The organism is Pseudomonas sp. A214 (assembly GCF_900156295.1).
Lineage (GTDB): Bacteria > Pseudomonadota > Gammaproteobacteria > Pseudomonadales > Pseudomonadaceae > Aquipseudomonas > Aquipseudomonas rhizophila.
Genome location: NZ_LT707062.1, coordinates 4,392,950 through 4,410,948 on the forward strand (window position 1 = coordinate 4,392,950; position 17,999 = coordinate 4,410,948).

The window sequence follows — 17,999 nt, forward strand, 5'->3', positions numbered from 1 at the left end:
TTCACCGTGCAGGATGAATACCGACGCAAAGGAGCGCGAATGAACCTTGGCAAGCAACGCGGTTTCACCCTGATCGAATTGATGGTGGTACTGGTGATCATCGGCATCGCCAGTGCCGCGGTAGGTTTGAGCATCAAACCCGACCCGCTGAAGTTGCTGCGCCAGGATGCCGAGCGGCTGGCGCAACTGCTACAGCTCGCCCAAACCGAAGCCCGCGTCGATGGCCGGCCGATTAGCTGGCGCTGGGATGCCAAGGGGTTCGGTTTCAGCCGTCGGCAGGATCAAGGGCCAGGGCTGGATCGCTTCAAGGATGATCCACAACTGCACCCGCGCCGGTGGCAGAGCCCGTCCATGGAAGTTCATGTGGAGCCCAGGCAGCGGGTCGTGTTGAGCGCCGAGTGGATCGGCGCCCCGCTGAACATTCGTTTGTCGGACGGCCAGAGCAGCATAAACGTCCAGCGCAGCGCCGCTGGCCGGGTGCAGATTCAATGAACGGCCGGGAGACGGGCTTCACCCTGCTTGAAGTCATGGTGGCGATTCTGCTGATGGCGGTGGTCAGCCTGATTGCCTGGCGCGGACTGGACAGCGTCACCCGGGCCGACAGCCATTTGCAGGCCAGCACCGAACAGACCGAAGCCTTGCTGCGAGTGTTGAATCAGCTGGAACGCGACGTAGCATTACGCGCCAGCATCGAGTTGAGCGAACCGTTAAAACCTGGAGTCGATGAGCAGCCCTGGACCGCGCCACCCGCCCTAACCGTGCGCAGCACCGAAGGTCGGGGGTTTCGTCTGGATGTGATCCGGGTGGCCGCCGCTCAAGAAGGCACGCTGCAAAGGGTGCGCTGGTGGCTCGAGGGTGACACGCTTTACCGAGCCCAAGGCCAGGCCCGCAGCCGCTACCCATTGCCGGCACCCGGCGCGGGCGTGACGGTGCTCAGCGAAGTCAGCAACGCCGGACTGCGTTACTGGGACAGGGAAAAAGGTTGGCGCAAGCTCAGCGGCAATCGCCAGGAAAACCCGCTGGGCATCGAAATCAGCCTGACACGGCAGACGCCACAAGGAATGGAAAAGTATCGACAGGTGTTGGGGCCGCTGGAGTGAGAGCAAACCCAGTGTGGCCGCGAGCCTGCTCGCGATGAGGCTCATCCGGATAGCGCTGAATCAGCTCAGCACCACCACCCCGCCCGGCAATTCGGTGCATTTGGCGCCATAGGCATCGCGGATCAACAGCGCCACGCCAGCCAGTTGATCAAGACGGAACCGCGCCTGGACCTTGCGCTGGCCCAATTCGCGATTGAGTAACAGCAACATGCCAGGACGGTAGCGGTTGATTTCGTCGATGACGCTGGCCAGGGTCGCGTCGTTGAACACCAGCACCTGCTCGCGCCAGGCAGTGGCCGCCGACACATCTGCGTTCTTTGGAGTGCCCACCCGGCCGCTGTCGTAGGTCAGTTGCATGCCCGACTCCAGGTGAAAACTCTGGCCGCGCACCTGGACCTGCACCAGACCTTCCAGGCAGGTCGCGCAGACACTCTGGTCGATGTAGCGGATATTGAATCGAGCCCGAGCGGCGCTGATCAAGCCGGCGCCGGCCTGGACGCTGACCGTTGAAGCACTGCTCCCCAACACTTCAACTTCACCGCCGAGCAACACCAATCCTTCCCCTCCTTCGGCCGACTGACGGCGGCTGAGGCGGGTTTGGGTATTCAGCTCAAGACTGACACCCTTGGCCAGTTCCACCCGGCGCTGTTCGCCAACCTCGGTGACGTAGTCGGCAGCGAGTCCGGAAACCCCACCGGGCACCGTGGCGCGGATCAACAGAAAACCTGCCGACGCCGCGATCGCGCCGCCGAGCAACGCCCGTCGTCCGAAATGTCGCGGCGCCTGCAACGCCTCGGCAGCCGGTTGCAGCCCGTGCCACAGCGCCTTGGCTTGCTCGAACGCCTGAGCGTGTTCGGGGCTTTGCCCGCACCAATGGCGCAGCGCCCGGGCATCGGCCACGGTGGCACGGCCCGAGGTCAGCAGGATCAACCAGTCTTGGGCCTCGCTGGCCAGTCGGGCCTGAGGCGTGGCATCAGGGGAAGCAATGCTGAAGATGTTCAAGCGCACACACACTCACGAATTGGTCTGGTCTCTACTCTCAAGACTGTTTTCCCGCGCCGGGACCGAACCGCTGAATCACTTTTCTTTCCAGGCGCAGGGCGCAATGCCCCAGCGCGGCCTTGATTTCCTTCTCGACCATGCGCGTGGAAATGCCGAAACGTTGGGATATTTCCAGGTGCGGCGCTTCCTCCAGACGCGCGGCAATGAAAATCCTACGACGCCGCGCCGGCAGCTCATACAGGGCCTTGAGCAAGGTCTGCAACTCCTTCTGCCCCCCCACCACCCGGGCCGGATCCAGCGCTTCATCGGAAATCTGCAGCAAGTCCTCGATTTCGCTGCCGGTGAGCAGGCGAGCATCGGCCTGCCGACGGTCGGCGGCAATGTTCAGCGCCATGCGATAGAGATAGGCACTGGGCTGGGCGATGTCCGGCGTCTCGACCATGCGATCGACCCGCAAGTAGGTTTCATGCAGCACATCGTTGGCCAGTTCCTCGGAGCCCAGGCGCTTGCGCAGGCGCACCTTGAAATCCTCATAAGAGGTGAGGAACAACTTGACCAACGGGCTGCGACCAGAGTGTTTCATCGCCCCAAAACCCCTTCCCCTGCTGTGCACTCCATGCTTGTTCCTGATGAGTCGGGTAATAAAAGCAGGGTTACCGGTTGGCGCAATGAACTGGGCGCCGGGCGGTCGATCCTGAGGTTTTGCAAACTGTTGACCAAGGCCTTGTCACGCATCGGATCGCCCGTGGAACTGACCAGGCGGCTATGCTGAACCACGCCGTCCCGGCCGATCCACACTTGCAGCACCGCCCGAAAACTTCCCGGGCGGGTGAGTGGTGAACGGCACAAGTTGCGCTGGATGACCGTTTGGATCGCCGCCGCATAGTTGCTGTCGCTCAAGCCCGGGGCCGCGCCGGAAGGCAGCGGCACCTCGTGGACCCGCACCGGTTGCAACGTGAACGCATCCGCTCGGGCGTAATGCGCCGCGAGCCCGGTGCCGCGAAGCAACACATTGAGCCCTTGAGAAGCGGTGAACAGTCCCTGGACGCCCAGCGTATGGCGCTGGCTGGATAGTTGCTGATCCACCAGCACCGCCATACCCGTCGCCCGACTGAATTGCTCCAGCGCCGTGGTCAGTTCCTGCGGGGCGATGTCCAGCTCCACCAGGCTGTTCGCCTGGATCGGCGCGGCCAGCAACCACAACAACGCCATCAGCCCCCCCAAGGGTGACCTGGCCAATCCACGCCTGCGCCCGCCCCCGGCTCTGCCTTGCTGCACGACTGACGTATCCGTTGAAAACCGTCATCCTGAGGGCTGTTTATGAATGTCGTATGACAACTGATACAAATCCCTCGGACCCCACTAAACTCGTGCTCTGACAGCGAACCGCCTTCTGGGCGGGCCAGGAGGTCGACAATGAAACAGTGGATGAAAATGATGGCGGGCCTCGGACTGCTCATGGCCCAGCCTTGGGCCCATGGCGAAGAGGTACCGGCGTGTATCGAGGTGACCGTGGGTGGCTACAGAACCGCGGACTACAACTGCCTGAGCCGACAAATGGGCAATGATCCGCAGGCCGCGGCGGCCGCGCAACGCACGCAAGAGGCCTTGAATGTGCCCGTTAACAAACGCGCGCCGAACAGCATCGGCCTGGCAACCCCGGCGGCCACCAGCGTGCGCATGGGTAATACGTTTGGCACCTCGGTCAAGCCCCAGCGACCGACGGTCCCGGCCAGCCCCTCGCCGCTGCCCAGATAACCGCTGTTTGTGGCCAGGGAACTTGCTCCCTGGCCGCAGGAGTGCGTAGCAACGTTAAAAGTGCAGCCCCTACGCACCTCAAAACAGGCTTTGCACCTGCTCCAGGACTGCGCGGTTCATCTGGCCGGTGTGGGTATGCAGGCTCACATAGCTTTGCAGCATGTCCAGCTTGGTGTTGAGCAGGTCCCGACGGGCCTGGAATAACCGTTGTTGCGCATCAAGGATGTCCACCGTGGAGCGCACACCGCCCTGGAAGCCTTTTTCCGTCGAAGCCAGTGCCCGCTGGTTGGACTCCACTGCGCGCTGCATCGCCTTGCTTTTGGCGAAGCCGGCCACCACGCCCAGGTAATCGGTTTCGATCGTCTCGGCCAACTGCTGGCGTTGCACGTCATAGTCCGACTGCGCACCGGCCAGTTGCGCCTGGGCCTTGGCCACCGACGCTCGCACCGCCCCACCGCGATACAACGGAATATCCAACTGCAGCCCCACGTAATAGGTGTCCTGGCGCGGGTCAAGTTCCTGGTACTGGCGGGTCTCCCGGCGAGTCAACTGAGTGGTCAGTGCCAAGGTCGGATAATGCCCGGCGCGCTGGCTGTCGGCCTGGGCCTCGGCCACTTTCACCGCCGCCAGCCGGGCCGCCAGCTCGGGGCTGGCCTCGCGGGCAATCGCCGTCCAGTACGGCAGATCCTGCTCGGGTGGGATCGGGCTGCCGGCGGCAAGCTCCTCGCGCATCGGCGCAATGTCATCGATGGGCACATTGGCACGACCGGACAACGCCCGCAGCGCGGCCACGCGACGAGCCTCGGCTTCGGCCTCCTGGGCCTCGACCAGATCAAGCCGCGCCTGGGCTTCATCGATATCGGTGATCGCGCCCTGGCCACCCTCGAAGAGTTTTTTGCTCTGGATGACCAACCCGTGGATGGCGGCTTTTTGCTGGGCGATTAACTTGATCTCGTTTTCCGCCCGGGCGACGTCGAAGTAGCCCTTGGCAACCCGGTCGAACAGCGTCTGGCCGGCGACGTCGAAAAGCTGGCTGCCCAGTTGCCCTCGTGCCTTGCCTTCCTGATACGCCGCCCAGCGCGCCTTGTCGTAGAGCGCTTGCTGCGCCGCCAGGGTGACGTTGTTGGCCTGGTAATCGTTGCTGTTGACGTAGCCGCTGTCGTCACCGCCATCAGTCCGCCCACCGCGGCCATAACGCGAAGTCAGCGACACTTGCGGATAGAGGCCGCCACGGCCAATCGCTTCTTCCTGCCGCGAGGCATCATAAGCATGGGTGGCTGACTGCAAAGTCGGGTCGTTGAGGCGGGAGGCATCGTACGCCGCGGTCAGGCTCAGGCCACCGTCGGCGGCCCAGGCGACATTGAGCATCGCCCAACTGGAGCACAGGCTCAGCAGCACGCGAGCGCTGTAACGGCATCGGTCGATCATGCTCATTCCTCTTTGAAGGCTGCCAGCAAGCGTTCGCGCAACGGTTTCATCAGGTAATTCATGAAGGTGCGCTCCCCCGTGACCACCGTCACATCGGCCAGCATGCCCGGACGCACCCACAACCCGGCGGCCTGCAACGAGGCGACCGTGTCGGCGGGAATCTCGACCTTGGCGGAGAAGTACGGCAAGTGCGTCTGCTCATCGATCAACTGGTCGGCCGACACCGTACTTACGGTGCCGGTTACCGTCGGCGTATCCACCCGTTGCAGCGCGGTGAAATGCACATGCACCGGCAACCCCGGGCGCAACTTGTTGGCCATCAACGGCTCGAAACGCGCGGTAATCGCCATTGGCGCATCCAGCGGTACCACCTGCATCAGGGTTTGTCCGGCCTGGGCCACGCCGCCAACGGTATGCAGGCTCACGTCCATGACCTGCCCGGCCACTGGCGCACGGATAGCGCCGTTGTCGACTTCAAATTGCAAGGCACGCATCTGATCGGCATAACCGGCCGCCTCGGCGGAGACCTCGCTGAGCTGGGTTTCAGCATCGCGACGAAACTCCTGCTGCACTTGCAACGCCTTGAGCCTGCTTTCGTTGATGGCCTGGCGGGTCCGCCCGACATCGCCCACGCCGGAGGCAATCTGGCCGGCCAGTTGGGCGGCGTTGCGCTCGGCCTCGAAGAGTTTGTTGCGCGGAACATAACCCTCACGGGCCAGCTCGCGCAGGCCTTCGAGCTCCTGTTGCTGAAAGCGCATCTGCGCGTCGTAGTTACGCTTGACGCCTTCATAGCCCTGCAATTGCTGCTGCAGCGCCGCGACCTCGTGTTCGATGATCTGCAAACGGCTACCCAGCTCCGCGCGGCGGGTCAGAAACAACTGGTTTTGCAAGGCCATGGCGGCCTTGACCCGCGGCTCGTCGGCGCGCGCCAGCAGTTCAGCCGGCCACTGAATCTCGGCGCTGCCCAGACGCTCGGCAATCAACCGCGCTTCAATGCTGCGATCGTTGAGCAACTTGCCCAGGGTCACGTCCAGTTGCGACTGCGCCTGCACGGTATTGAGCTGCACCAGCAACTGCCCCTGGCTGACTCGATCACCATCGCTGACCAGCAGCTGGTCCACTACCCCGCCGACCAACGACTGCACCGCCTTGCGCTCGCCCGCCACCACCACGGTGCCACTGCCCACGACACCCTGATCGAGGGGTGCCAGGAAGGCCCAGAGCAAAAAGCCGCCCAGCGTCAGGACCAGAAAGCCCACACCATACCGCGCAGCACCGCTGGCATCGGTACTGGCGCTGGGCAGGGTATTGGCGTCGAGCACGCTCAGTTGCTGCTCGCTGTGCGCCGATGCAGCCGGGGTCAGATCACGCATCTTCGCCGGCCTCCCTCACCGCAGCGGGCCTGGGCCCCGGCATCAATGCCTTGAGCACCCGGTCCCGTGGGCCGAAGGCTTGTTGGGCGCCGTCCTTGAGTACCAGGATGTGATCGACCACCGCCAGCACATTGGGTCGATGGGTGATCAGCACCACGGTACTGCCGGCGGCCTTGAGCGCATTGATCGCTTGTACCAGCGCCAGCTCACCTGCTTCGTCGAGGTTGGAGTTGGGCTCGTCGAGCACAATCAGCGACGGGCGCCCGTAAAGTGCCCGGGCCAGGCCCAGGCGTTGCTTCTGCCCGCCAGACAAACCCAGCCCACCGGGGCCCAGTGGCGTGTCATAACCTTTGGGGAATCTGAGGATCATCTCGTGAATGCCGGCGTGACGAGCGGCGGCAATGATTTTGTCGGCATCCTGCTCGCCGAAGCGGGCGATGTTGTCGGCAACGCTGCCATCGAACAGCTCGATGTCCTGGGGCAAGTAACCCAGGTACGGGCCCAGGGCATCATGGGACCACTGGCTGATCTCGGCGTCATCCAGGCGCACCGAACCGCCGATGGCCGGCCATACCCCGACCAGCGCCCTGGCCAGCGTCGACTTGCCACTGGCGCTGGGACCGACTACGGCAAGCACTTCGCCCTTGGCCAGGCTGAAATTGATCCCGCGCACAATCGGTTGCGAGGCGCCGGGCGGGCCGACATACAGTTGCTCCAGGCGCACCGCGCCGGTGGGCGGCGGCAAGGGCATGCGCAGGCGCTCGCGGGGGTGCTGGGTAAGCAGCTGGCTCAGACGCTGATAGCTCTGGCGTCCGGCGTTGAATTGTTTCCAGGAGCCGATGGCAATTTCCACCGGTGCCAGGGCGCGGCCCAGCAGCAGCGACATGGCGATCATCATGCCTGCCGACATCTGCCCCTCGAGCACCAGCAACGCCCCCAGGCCCAGGGCCAGCGACTGTCCCGATATGCGCACGAAACGGGTTGCAGAAGTGATACGGGCACCACGGTCACTGGCGTGGGCCTGCGCGGCAATGATGCGTTGTTGCAGCAGGCTCCAGCGCTGGCGCAACGGCCCGAGCATGCCCAGCGCCTGAATGACCTCGGCATTGTGGAGCGTGCTGTTGACATAGACAGACGACTGCACCCCCAGGCGATTGGCTTCACCCAACCGGGCGCGAGTCGCCAGCTCACCCCACAACGCCAGGCCGATCAGCACCAGGGCGAGCACCAGGGTCAACACCCCGAACCAAGGGTGAAAAATAAACGCCACCAGCAGGAAGATCGGCAACCACGGCGCGTCCAGCAAAGCGATCAGACCCTGGCCGGTGATCAACTGGCGCAACGTCGCCAAATCAGTGAGCACCTGGGCCGGGTTGGCGTTGTGCTCGCGCAGGCTGCGGGCGAAGGCGGCGTCGAAAATTCGCTCACCCAGGGCGTCGTCCAGCCCCGCACTCATGCGAATCATCACCTCGCCGCGAACCCACTCGATCAGGGCGCTGAACAGAAACAGCGCCAGGGCGATCAAGGTCAGCATGAACAGGGTGGTTTCGTTGCGGCTGGTCAGGACCCGGTCGTACACCTGCATCATGTACAGCGATGGCACCAGCACCAACAGATTGATCACGCCGCTGAACAGCGCCAGCGACCAGAACACCCGGCGGTAACTTAATAAGGCAGCATCAATGTCATGACGCGGATCGAGTAGAAAGCGCATAGAGAATCAACCCGCAAAGGAATAGTCGGTCCCGGCGCAATCCATCGCGAGTTATTTGCCCGAAGGCGTCAAAAAAAAGTGCGTCATGTCGCTGACGTGCAGCTATCTGGGTCGATCCTCGCCGCTACAGACGCCAAGTACTGACAACGTAACCACGGGTTAGTGCCAGCGTGGGGCCGGTGTTTTCACCTCAATACGGGCAAGATGGGGCATTCAAGACAGACGGCGTGTGATCTTGAACCGCCCCCTAGGGGCTAGTCGTAAAACGGCTCGACCAAGGTCCGACTGCCAAGAAAAAAGCTGTCCGCCACCAGACGTAACGGCTGCAGGTCCAGGTCGCTGGCCTGGTCAGCAATCAACTGCTGGAAATGCCGATACACCGCCGCGTATTCACCTTCCTGGGAAACGGTCTGGCGAACGCCGTCGATGCTCAGCACTGCCCCACCGTTGTCCAGGCGCAGGAGGCCTTCGGTGCAGCGAATCTCGATGCTCCAGAGTTCGTCGTGACCGTGGTCGAAATCGAACTCCGCACGGACATCCAGGTGTTGCGCGTCGGACATCTTGATGCTGGCGGCAATCGGCGATTGGCAGTTACTCGGCACGCGCAGTTCGGCGGACTCAACGAACAGCGGCAGCGCCAGCAGATGGGTCACGATTGAAAACGCGTTGATGCCGGGATCGAATACACCCAGGCCTCCAGGTTGCCAGATCCAGGCCTGGCCGGGGTGCCACTTGCGTACGTCTTCCTTCCAGTCGATCTTGACGCTTTGCAGGGTGCGGCTGGCGAGCCAGTCACGGGCCGCCTCGATGCCGGGCGCGTAGCGTGAATGCCAGGCGAACAGACCACTGACACCTTGCTCGCGTACCTGATCCACCAACGCCATCGCTTCACCCAGCGTGGCGCAGGGCGGCTTTTCTACCAGCACGTGTTTGCCCGCGGCCAACGCTTGTTGCACCAATGCGAATCGCCCTTGCGGCGGTGTGCAAAACGCAATCGCATCGACCTGCGGGCCGTTTTCAAGCAGCTCGCCCAGGGACCGGAAATTCTCCACACCGGCGCAGGGCTGCCCTTGGGTGGCGACAGACACCAACTGGAACGCAGGGTTGGCGAGGATAGCGGGAACGTGTTGATCCTGGGCAATCTTTCCGTAGCCCACCAGACCGAGACGAATCGGTTGCATCGATGACTCCTGATTATTTTTGTACTTTTGATGGGCCAGCAAACTAGCGGTAAATCGCGTGGCCGACAATGGCTCGCCACACATGCGCTTGATTGTCGTGGGCGCTACAGCACACGCTTCACGCCTGCCGAGGTTCGCAGGGCGCGCTCATGACGTTGGCAATCCTGCCCAAGAACGGCTCCAGGCGTTCACCCGGCGCGTCGTGCTCCACCACCAGGGCGGTGACTTCTTCACACGACGCCACCTGATAGTGGGCAATGCTGGAGAGTTTTTCATTGGTCACGGCCACCACCACCTGACCGCTCGCCGCGACGACCGCGCGCTTGAACTCCGCGTCATCCAGGCCGAACGCTGTGATGCCATTGTCCGGGTCGATGGCGCAAGCGCCGAGAAAACACAGGTCAACATTGAACTGCCGCAGTTGCTGCACAGCCGCCAGCCCGATCACTCCGCCCGACGCCGTGTTCACGCGTCCGCCCAACAGGATCACCTCGGCGCAGGGCAGCTTCATCAGTTGCACGGCAATCAACGGCGAATTGGTGCTCAGCGTCAACTTAAGGCGTGGATCGATGGCGCCGGCAATCGCCAGGTTGGTCGAGCCGGCATCGATGAACACATGCTGGCCCGCCCTCAGCAACGAGGCCGCCGCCAGGCCGAGACTGTCCTTGCGCTCGACGTTCTGCCGTACTCGAACGGCCATCGGCCGTTCCACGGCCGGCAACAGGATCGCGCCGCCATAGACGCGCTTGCATAACCCCGCCGCCGCCAATACGCCAAGATCGCGCCGTATCGAGTGTTCGGAGACATTGAATTCGCTGGCCAGATCGGCCGCAATCACCCGACCATACAGGGCCAGACGCTCGCTGATCCGTTGCTGGCGTTCACCGGGGAACACTTCGTGAGTTGAAGTCATGGCATCTATAACCTTCATAAACGAGCACTAATTATCACTAACGAGCAAATATGCCGATTGCAGAGCCTCTCGTCAAACCTCAACGCCGGGGCAGCGGACCCAAGTGAATCTGCCCCCTCTTCCCCACAGGCAAAAAAAACCCCGCCACCGAATGCGGTGCGGGGTAAAAAAATGGTTGGTTGCGGCCAACCAAAGGAGCACGGTGAAAAACCTGTACGGGCCGGCCTCAGATGCAGTCCTGTGCGGCACGTTCAAAACTCGAAGGCAGGAAGCTGGAAGCCAACAGACGCCGCTCGTAGATGAATACCTTGCCACCGTTCCCGGCCTTGTAGGCTTCCAGCACGTTGTCCGCCGACACCTTGCTTGGCACCACGATCCGGTAGCTGCGTTGGGACTGGGAGACGGTCGGGCTCATCGCGTGGTCCTGCAATTTCGGCACGACACAGTCGGCGTACTGGGCCGGCGTCTTGCTGGTCTGCAAGGTCAGGGTCGGGTCGTTCGGCGCGCTGGCACAACCGGCGAGCAACAAGGAGGCAAACGCCATGGAAGACGCAAATAAAAGGCGCATTGGTCTGGTCCTGAAAATAAAGGTTGGTTCATCAGGCAACGGAACTGCGTTACGGGTTGCCGCCACTGCCAGGTGCATCGGGTGTGTGGCGGTCAGATGAGTGAAACCTCATCGCCCCAACTGCTTGAGTTACCTGTTCGATGGGGGGATTTTCCAGGCATTGCCGACAAAACAGAACTTGTGTTTCGTAATGATCACTATTGCTTCCAGCAATAGTTGCGGGCGGTGAAGACCGGTTCAGTGGCCTGTGCCGCCCCCCTGCTGATATTCGCGGGGCGTACAGCCAAACTCTCGACGAAACACCGTGTGCAGGTACTGCGCCGATTTGAAGCCGCAGTTCTGGGCGATGTCGGCAATCGCCGAGTCGGTGTTTTCCAAGCCCTGGGCGGCCGCTGCCAGTTTGAAGCGCAGGATCTCGTCGTGCACGCTGCAGCCCCGCGCCTTGCGAAAGTGCGCTTCCAGGGAGGAGCGCGACACGCCCACATAGGCCGCCACCTGAGCGGTCTTGATGCCCTGGCAGGCATATTGGCGAATGAACAGCAGCGCTTGCATGACGTAAGGGTTGCCTAACGGTTGGTGCAGACTCGAGGCCTGGACGTTGATCGCATCCGGGGGTATCAGCACCTGCGTACCCGTGGACGGCATGCCGTGAAGCATCTGATGGAGCAGGCGCGCGGCGGTCCGACCCATGGTTTCGGTGCCCTGGATCACCGAACTCAGCGGCACCCGCGTCAGGGTGCGGGTCAGGGGGTCGTTGTCGATGCCGATCAGTGCCACCTGCTCCGGCACGGCGATTCCGGCGGTCAGGCAGGCCTGCAGCAGTTGCCGGGCACGGGCGTCACTGACGGCGATGATACCGATGGGTTTGGGCAGGCTTTGCAGCCAGGCGATCTGTTGTTCGACGGCGCTGTCCCAGAGCGGCGCGCTGGTGCCCATGCCGCGATAGACCTCGGCGTGCAGACCATCGCGTTGCAGCAGCCGGCGAAAGGCGTTTTCCCGTTCCTGGGCCCAGCGATTGGCTTGTGCTTGCGGCAGGCTGAAGCAGGCAAAGCGCGTCAACCCGGCCTCGATCAGGTGCTCGTACGCCAGCTTCATCAAGGCCTCATTGTCGGTGGCGACATAGGGAATGCCCTTCGGATAAGCGCGCTCATCCTGGTAAGAGCCGCCCACCGCCACCACCGGCAATCCGATCCCGGTCAGCGCTTCGCCGATCAGCGGGTCATCGAAGTCGGCAATGATCCCGTCGCCCTGCCAGCGTTCGATGCCTTTCAACCGACAGAGAAAATCTTCCTCAAGGAACAGGTCCCAGGACGCGCGGGTGCTGCTCAGGTAGTTGCCGATGCCGCTGATGATGCCTCGGTCGTAGATCTTGCTGCCGTTGAACAACAACGCAATGCGGTGAACGGGCGGGACGGTTTTCATGGTTTTTACCCTGGGCCGATGACCACAGACTAGGCGCGTGACCGTCGGATCTCAATACTCAAAATCGCACTGTGCCTTGGTGATTTTCATAATCAGCGGCCACCGGGCCGGCGTTAGTATCGATACACCGCCAAGAACAATAAGGAAATCGCCCATGTCGTACTTTCCCGCCATCGACAAGGTTCGCTACGAAGGCCCCGCCAGCGACTCGCCTCTTGCTTTTCGCCACTACGACGCCGACAAACTCGTGCTCGGCAAGCCCATGCGCGAGCACCTGCGCATGGCGGTATGCTACTGGCATACCTTTGTCTGGCCGGGATCCGATGTGTTCGGCGCCGGCACCTTCCAACGCCCGTGGCAGCATGCCGGCGACCCGATGGAACTGGCCATCGGCAAGGCCGAAGCGGCCTTCGAGTTCTTCTCCAAACTGGGCATCGACTACTACTGCTTTCATGACACCGATGTCGCCCCGGAAGGCCACTCGCTGAAGGAGTATCGCAACCACTTCGCGCAGATGGTCGACCACCTGGAGCGTCACCAGGAACAAACCGGGATCAAGCTGCTGTGGGGCACCGCCAACTGCTTCAGCAACCCGCGCTTTGCCGCAGGCGCCGCCAGCAACCCGGACCCGCAAGTGTTCGCCTGCGCCGCCGCCCAAGTGTTCAGCGCGATGAACGCCACCCTGCGTCTCAAGGGGGCCAACTACGTGTTGTGGGGCGGTCGTGAAGGTTACGAGACCCTGCTCAATACCGATCTGAAACGTGAGCGCGAACAACTGGGCCGCTTCATGGGCATGGTGGTCGAGCACAAGCACAAGATCGGTTTCAAGGGCGATCTGCTGATCGAACCCAAGCCGCAGGAACCGACCAAGCACCAATACGATTACGACAGCGCCACGGTGTTCGGCTTCCTGCAACAGTTCGGCCTGGAAAAGGAGATCAAGGTCAACATCGAGGCCAACCACGCGACCCTGGCCGGGCACAGTTTCCATCATGAGATCGCCACAGCCGTCTCCCTGGGGATCTTCGGCAGCATCGACGCCAACCGTGGCGATCCGCAGAACGGCTGGGACACTGACCAGTTCCCCAACAGCGTCGAAGAGATGACCCTGGCCACCTATGAAATCCTCAAGGCCGGCGGGTTCAGCAATGGCGGCTTCAACTTCGACTCCAAGGTCCGTCGTCAGAGCCTGGACGAGATTGACCTGTTCCACGGCCACGTCGCGGCCATGGACGTCCTCGCCCTGGCCCTGGAACGTGCAGCGGCGATGGTGCAGAACGACCGCCTCCAGCAGTTCAAGGACCAACGCTACGCCGGCTGGCAGCAACCGTTCGGTCAGGCGGTGCTGGCGGGTGAGTTCAGCCTCGCTTCACTGGCCGAACACGCCTTCGACAACGAGCTCAATCCGCAGGCTGTGAGTGGTCGGCAAGAAATGCTCGAAAACGTGGTCAACCGGTTCATCTACCCCTGACACCAGGCCCCGTTCGCTGCGCAGAGGTTGTTACATTCTCGCGACAAATCTCTGCTCGCGGCACGCCGGGAGTCTCTACAGTTCTACCCGCATCACGTTCATCGTCAGGCAGTGTCTTTCGAACAACAATAAAAGGACGCACCACCATGAAAAAACTGAAACTCACGCTGCTCGCCGGCGCCCTCGCCCTGCTCTCGCTTCCGGTCATGGCCGACGCCACCAACCCGAAAATCGGTTTCTCCATCGATGATCTGCGCCTGGAACGCTGGTCGCGGGACCGTGACTACTTCGTCGCGGCGGCGGAAAAAATGGACGCCAAAGTCTTCGTCCAGTCGGCCGATGCCAACGAGCAGAAACAGATTTCCCAGATCGAAAACCTCATCTCCCGTGGCGTCGATGTGATCGTCATCGTGCCGTTCAACGCCACCGTGTTGACCAATGCCGTGGCCGAAGCCAAGAAGGCCGGGATCAAGGTGGTGTCCTATGACCGACTGATCCTCAATGCCGACATCGACGCCTACATTTCCTTCGATAACGAAAAAGTCGGCGAGATGCAGGCCAGCGGCGTGTTGAAAGCCGCGCCCAAGGGCAACTACTTCTTGCTCGGCGGCGCGCCCACGGACAACAACGCCAAGGTCCTGCGCGAAGGCCAGATGAAAGTGCTGCAACCGGCCATCGACAAGGGCGATATCAAGATTGTCGGGCAACAGTGGGTCAAGGAATGGAACCCCACCGAAGCCTTGAGCATCGTTGAAAACGCCCTGACCCGTAACGACAACAAGATCGATGGCATCGTCGCCTCCAACGACGCCACCGCAGGCGGTGCCATCCAGGCACTGGCCGCGCAGAAAATGGCCGGCAAGGTGCCGATCTCGGGCCAGGACGCCGACCTGGCGGCGGTCAAGCGGGTGATCGATGGCACCCAGACCATGACCGTCTACAAGCCGCTGAAACTGATCGCCACCGAAGCGGCCAAGCTCTCGGTGCAATTGGCGCGTAACGAGAAACCCACCTACACCTCGCAATACGACAATGGCAGCAAGAAAGTCGACACCATCCTGCTCACCCCGACCCCGTTGACCAAGGACAACATCGACCTGCTGGAAAAAGATGGCTTCTATACCAAGGCGCAGATCGCTGGACAGTGATCCCGGGACAACCCTGGGTGAATGAGACCTGTGGGAGCGAACCTGCTCGCGATAGCGGTGGTTCAGCTTGCATCGATGTTGTATGTGCTGCCGCCATCGCGAGCAGGCTCGCTCCCACAGGGGCTTTGCTTGGCTAGCTGCATCTGAGATGCCTGGCCCCAGGGCTGTCACCACCTCTGCCTATGTGTGAGCCCTTTTCATATGAGCCCTCGCCATGTCCGACTACCTGCTGCAAATGAACGGCATCGTCAAAAGCTTCGGCGGTGTCAAAGCCCTCAATGGCATCGACATCAAGGTCAGGCCAGGTGAATGCGTCGGCCTGTGCGGTGAGAACGGCGCCGGTAAATCCACGCTGATGAAAGTCCTGTCGGCGGTCTACCCGTACGGCACCTGGGACGGTGAAATTGTCTGGGACGGACAGCCGCTCAAGGCGCAGTCCATCAGCGAAACCGAAGCCGCCGGGATCGTCATCATTCATCAGGAACTGACCCTGGTCCCCGACCTGTCGGTGGCCGAAAACATCTTCATGGGCCATGAGCTGACGCTGCCCGGCGGACGCATGAACTACCCGGCAATGATCCACCGTGCCGAAGCCCTGATGCGTGAACTCAAGGTGCCGGACATGAACGTCTCGCTGCCGGTTTCACAATACGGCGGGGGTTACCAGCAGTTGGTGGAAATCGCCAAGGCGCTGAACAAACAGGCGCGCCTGCTGATTCTCGATGAACCCTCCTCGGCCCTGACCCGCTCGGAAATCGAGGTGCTGCTGGACATCATCCGCGACCTCAAGGCCAAGGGCGTCGCCTGCGTGTACATCTCCCACAAGCTCGATGAAGTGGCCGCCGTGTGCGACACCATTTCGGTGATCCGCGACGGCAAACACATCGCCACCACCGCCATGACCGACATGGACATCCCGAAGATCATCACCCAGATGGTCGGACGAGAAATGAGCAACCTCTACCCCACCGAACCCCATGACATCGGCGAGGTGATTTTCGAGGCGCGCCATATCACCTGCTACGACGTCGACAACCCCAAACGCAAACGGGTCGACGACATTTCGTTCGTCCTCAAGCGCGGGGAAATACTCGGCATCGCCGGGCTGGTCGGCGCCGGCCGCACGGAACTGGTGTCGGCACTGTTCGGCGCCTACCCCGGCCGCCATGAAGGCGAAGTCTGGCTCGACGGCCAACCGATCGACACGCGCACGCCCCTCAAGTCAATCCGCGCAGGCCTGTGCATGGTGCCTGAAGACCGCAAGCGCCAAGGCATCATTCCCGACCTGGGGGTGGGCCAGAACATCACCCTGGCGGTGCTGGACAACTACTCGAAAATGACCCGTATCGACACCGAAGCGGAGTTGGGCAGCATCGACCGGGAAATCTCGCGCATGCACCTTAAGACCGCGAGCCCGTTCCTGCCAATCACCAGCCTCTCCGGCGGCAACCAGCAAAAAGCCGTGCTGGCCAAAATGCTGCTGACCCAACCGCGCGTGCTGATTCTCGATGAGCCGACCCGGGGCGTGGATGTCGGCGCCAAGTACGAGATCTACAAGCTGATGGGCGCGCTGGCCGCCGAAGGCGTGTCGATCATCATGGTGTCCTCGGAACTGGCCGAAGTGCTGGGGGTGTCCGACCGCGTGCTGGTGATCGGCGAAGGCCAATTGCGCGGTGACTTCATCAACCACGAACTCACACAGGAACAGGTGCTCGCCGCCGCCCTCAGCCACCCCGAAGACCATAACAATAATGATCGGAAGTCCGCGTAGATGAATCAGGTCAAGCAACTCTTCAGCCGCTACAAAATGCTCGCGCTGGTGATCGCCGTGGCGGTGATCTGGCTGTTTTTCAGTTGGCAGACCGAGGGCGGGTTCCTGACCCCGCGCAACCTCTCCAACCTGCTGCGGCAGATGTCCATCACCGGGATTCTGGCCTGCGGCATGGTGCTGGTGATCATCAGCGGTGAGATCGATCTGTCGGTGGGTTCACTGCTTGGATTGCTCGGTGGCCTGGCGGCGATTCTCGACGTGATCTATCACATCCCGCTGCTGGCGAACCTGAGCCTGGTCGCCTTGTGCGGCCTGGTGATCGGCCTGGGTAACGGCTACATGACCGCCTACCTGCGCATCCCGTCGTTCATTGTCGGCCTGGGCGGCATGCTCGCCTTTCGCGGCATTCTGCTGGGGATTACCGACGGCACCACCATCGCCCCGGTGTCACCGGAGCTGGTCTACATCGGCCAGGGTTATTTGCCGCACTCCGTCGGCACGGGCCTGGGCGTGCTGCTGTTTGCCTTGACCCTGTTCCTGACCTGGAAACAGCGGCGCAATCGCGCCCTGCATGGCCTGGCGGCCCACTCTCTGGTGCGTGACGTCTTGCGCGTGGTGCTGATCGGCGCAGTGCTGGCCGGGTTCGTCTATACCCTCAACAGCTACGACGGGATTCCGGTTCCCGTGCTGCTTCTGCTGATGCTGCTCGGCGTGTTCAGCTACGTCACCAGCCAGACCGTGTTTGGGCGACGGGTCTACTCGGTGGGCAGCAACATGGAAGCCACGCGCCTGTCCGGCATCAACGTGCAGGCGGTGAAGCTGTGGATCTTCGGCATCATGGGCGTGATGTGCGCCCTCGCCGGCGTGGTCAACACCGCACGCCTGGCCGCGGGCTCCCCCTCGGCCGGCAGCATGGGTGAACTCGACGCCATTGCCGCCTGCTTCATCGGCGGCACCTCCATGCGCGGCGGCTCCGGCACCGTCTACGGCGCCCTGCTCGGCGCGCTGGTGATCACCAGCCTGGACAACGGCATGTCCATGCTCGACGTCGACAGTTACTGGCAGATGATCGTCAAGGGCAGCATTCTGGTGCTGGCGGTGTGGGTGGATGTGAGTACACGCACGGGGCGGCGCTAGTGGTTAGGCGCTC

17 protein-coding genes are annotated in these 17,999 nt (G+C 62.2%); 7 read left to right on the top strand and 10 right to left on the bottom strand.

Annotated features, from left to right (window positions below):
* Window positions 1-39: 39 nt before the first annotated feature.
* A complete protein-coding gene (gspH, locus tag BW979_RS19555; protein WP_047228930.1) occupies window positions 40-492 on the top strand; it encodes a type II secretion system minor pseudopilin GspH in 453 nt (150 codons plus the stop codon).
* Window positions 489-1,100, top strand: coding sequence for a type II secretion system protein GspJ (locus BW979_RS19560; protein WP_076385248.1), 612 nt, complete (start codon window positions 489-491; stop codon window positions 1,098-1,100). The genes gspH and BW979_RS19560 overlap by 4 nt, the downstream gene beginning before the upstream one ends.
* A 60-nt stretch (window positions 1,101-1,160) precedes the next feature.
* Here the strand turns inward: BW979_RS19560 and BW979_RS19565 are convergent, their stop codons facing one another.
* From BW979_RS19565 to BW979_RS19575, 3 genes are read right to left on the bottom strand one after another with little or no spacing between them, the layout of a single operon-like run.
* Entirely contained in the window at window positions 1,161-2,102 is a 942-nt protein-coding gene (locus BW979_RS19565) for a FecR family protein (RefSeq protein WP_076386691.1), read from the bottom strand.
* 37 nt (window positions 2,103-2,139) lie between these two features.
* Window positions 2,140-2,685, bottom strand: a complete 546-nt coding sequence (locus BW979_RS19570; protein WP_047228928.1) for a sigma-70 family RNA polymerase sigma factor — start codon at window positions 2,683-2,685, stop codon at window positions 2,140-2,142.
* Window positions 2,682-3,314 (bottom strand): TonB C-terminal domain-containing protein, encoded by a 633-nt coding sequence (locus BW979_RS19575; protein ID WP_047228927.1) that lies wholly within the window; start codon window positions 3,312-3,314, stop codon window positions 2,682-2,684. The genes BW979_RS19570 and BW979_RS19575 overlap by 4 nt, the downstream gene beginning before the upstream one ends.
* 204 nt (window positions 3,315-3,518) lie before the next feature.
* On the opposite strand from BW979_RS19575, the gene BW979_RS19580 reads away from it, so the two are divergent.
* Window positions 3,519-3,860: a hypothetical protein gene (locus tag BW979_RS19580; protein ID WP_076385250.1), complete on the top strand. Its 342-nt coding sequence runs from the start codon at window positions 3,519-3,521 to the stop codon at window positions 3,858-3,860.
* A 78-nt stretch (window positions 3,861-3,938) separates the two neighbouring features.
* On the opposite strand, the gene BW979_RS19585 is transcribed toward BW979_RS19580, so the two are convergent.
* From BW979_RS19585 to BW979_RS19615, 7 genes are all read right to left on the bottom strand, one after another.
* Complete coding sequence (locus tag BW979_RS19585) at window positions 3,939-5,288, bottom strand: TolC family outer membrane protein (protein ID WP_076385252.1); 1,350 nt, start codon at window positions 5,286-5,288, stop codon at window positions 3,939-3,941.
* A 2-nt stretch (window positions 5,289-5,290) separates the two neighbouring features.
* On the bottom strand, window positions 5,291-6,661 hold the full coding sequence (locus tag BW979_RS19590; protein WP_047228924.1) for an HlyD family type I secretion periplasmic adaptor subunit: 1,371 nt from the start codon (window positions 6,659-6,661) through the stop codon (window positions 5,291-5,293).
* A complete protein-coding gene (locus BW979_RS19595; protein WP_076385254.1) occupies window positions 6,654-8,375 on the bottom strand; it encodes a type I secretion system permease/ATPase in 1,722 nt (573 codons plus the stop codon). Before BW979_RS19595 ends, BW979_RS19590 begins: the two co-directional genes overlap by 8 nt.
* A gap of 254 nt (window positions 8,376-8,629) precedes the next feature.
* On the bottom strand, window positions 8,630-9,556 hold the full coding sequence (locus tag BW979_RS19600) for a Gfo/Idh/MocA family protein (protein ID WP_047228922.1): 927 nt from the start codon (window positions 9,554-9,556) through the stop codon (window positions 8,630-8,632).
* A gap of 118 nt (window positions 9,557-9,674) precedes the next feature.
* The gene (locus BW979_RS19605) at window positions 9,675-10,469 is read right to left on the bottom strand and encodes a DeoR/GlpR family DNA-binding transcription regulator (protein WP_076385256.1); all 795 of its coding nucleotides are present in this window, start codon (window positions 10,467-10,469) and stop codon (window positions 9,675-9,677) included.
* A gap of 226 nt (window positions 10,470-10,695) precedes the next feature.
* A complete protein-coding gene (locus BW979_RS19610) occupies window positions 10,696-11,037 on the bottom strand; it encodes a lipoprotein (RefSeq protein ID WP_047228920.1) in 342 nt (113 codons plus the stop codon).
* A 237-nt stretch (window positions 11,038-11,274) separates the two neighbouring features.
* Window positions 11,275-12,459, bottom strand: coding sequence for a XylR family transcriptional regulator (locus BW979_RS19615; RefSeq protein ID WP_047228919.1), 1,185 nt, complete (start codon window positions 12,457-12,459; stop codon window positions 11,275-11,277).
* Between the two features lie 154 nt (window positions 12,460-12,613).
* Here BW979_RS19615 and xylA point away from each other — a divergent pair, with 154 nt between their 5' ends.
* From xylA to BW979_RS19635, 4 genes are all read left to right on the top strand, one after another.
* The gene (gene xylA / locus BW979_RS19620; protein ID WP_047228918.1) at window positions 12,614-13,930 is read left to right on the top strand and encodes a xylose isomerase; all 1,317 of its coding nucleotides are present in this window, start codon (window positions 12,614-12,616) and stop codon (window positions 13,928-13,930) included.
* 146 nt (window positions 13,931-14,076) lie between these two features.
* Complete coding sequence (xylF, locus tag BW979_RS19625) at window positions 14,077-15,078, top strand: D-xylose ABC transporter substrate-binding protein (protein WP_047228917.1); 1,002 nt, start codon at window positions 14,077-14,079, stop codon at window positions 15,076-15,078.
* Window positions 15,079-15,292: 214 nt separating this feature from the next.
* The gene (xylG, locus tag BW979_RS19630; protein WP_047228916.1) at window positions 15,293-16,849 is read left to right on the top strand and encodes a D-xylose ABC transporter ATP-binding protein; all 1,557 of its coding nucleotides are present in this window, start codon (window positions 15,293-15,295) and stop codon (window positions 16,847-16,849) included.
* Window positions 16,850-17,986 carry a sugar ABC transporter permease gene (locus BW979_RS19635; protein WP_047228915.1) on the top strand — a complete coding sequence of 379 codons (1,137 nt, stop codon included), beginning with the start codon at window positions 16,850-16,852 and terminating at the stop codon, window positions 17,984-17,986.
* Window positions 17,987-17,999 lie beyond the last annotated feature (13 nt).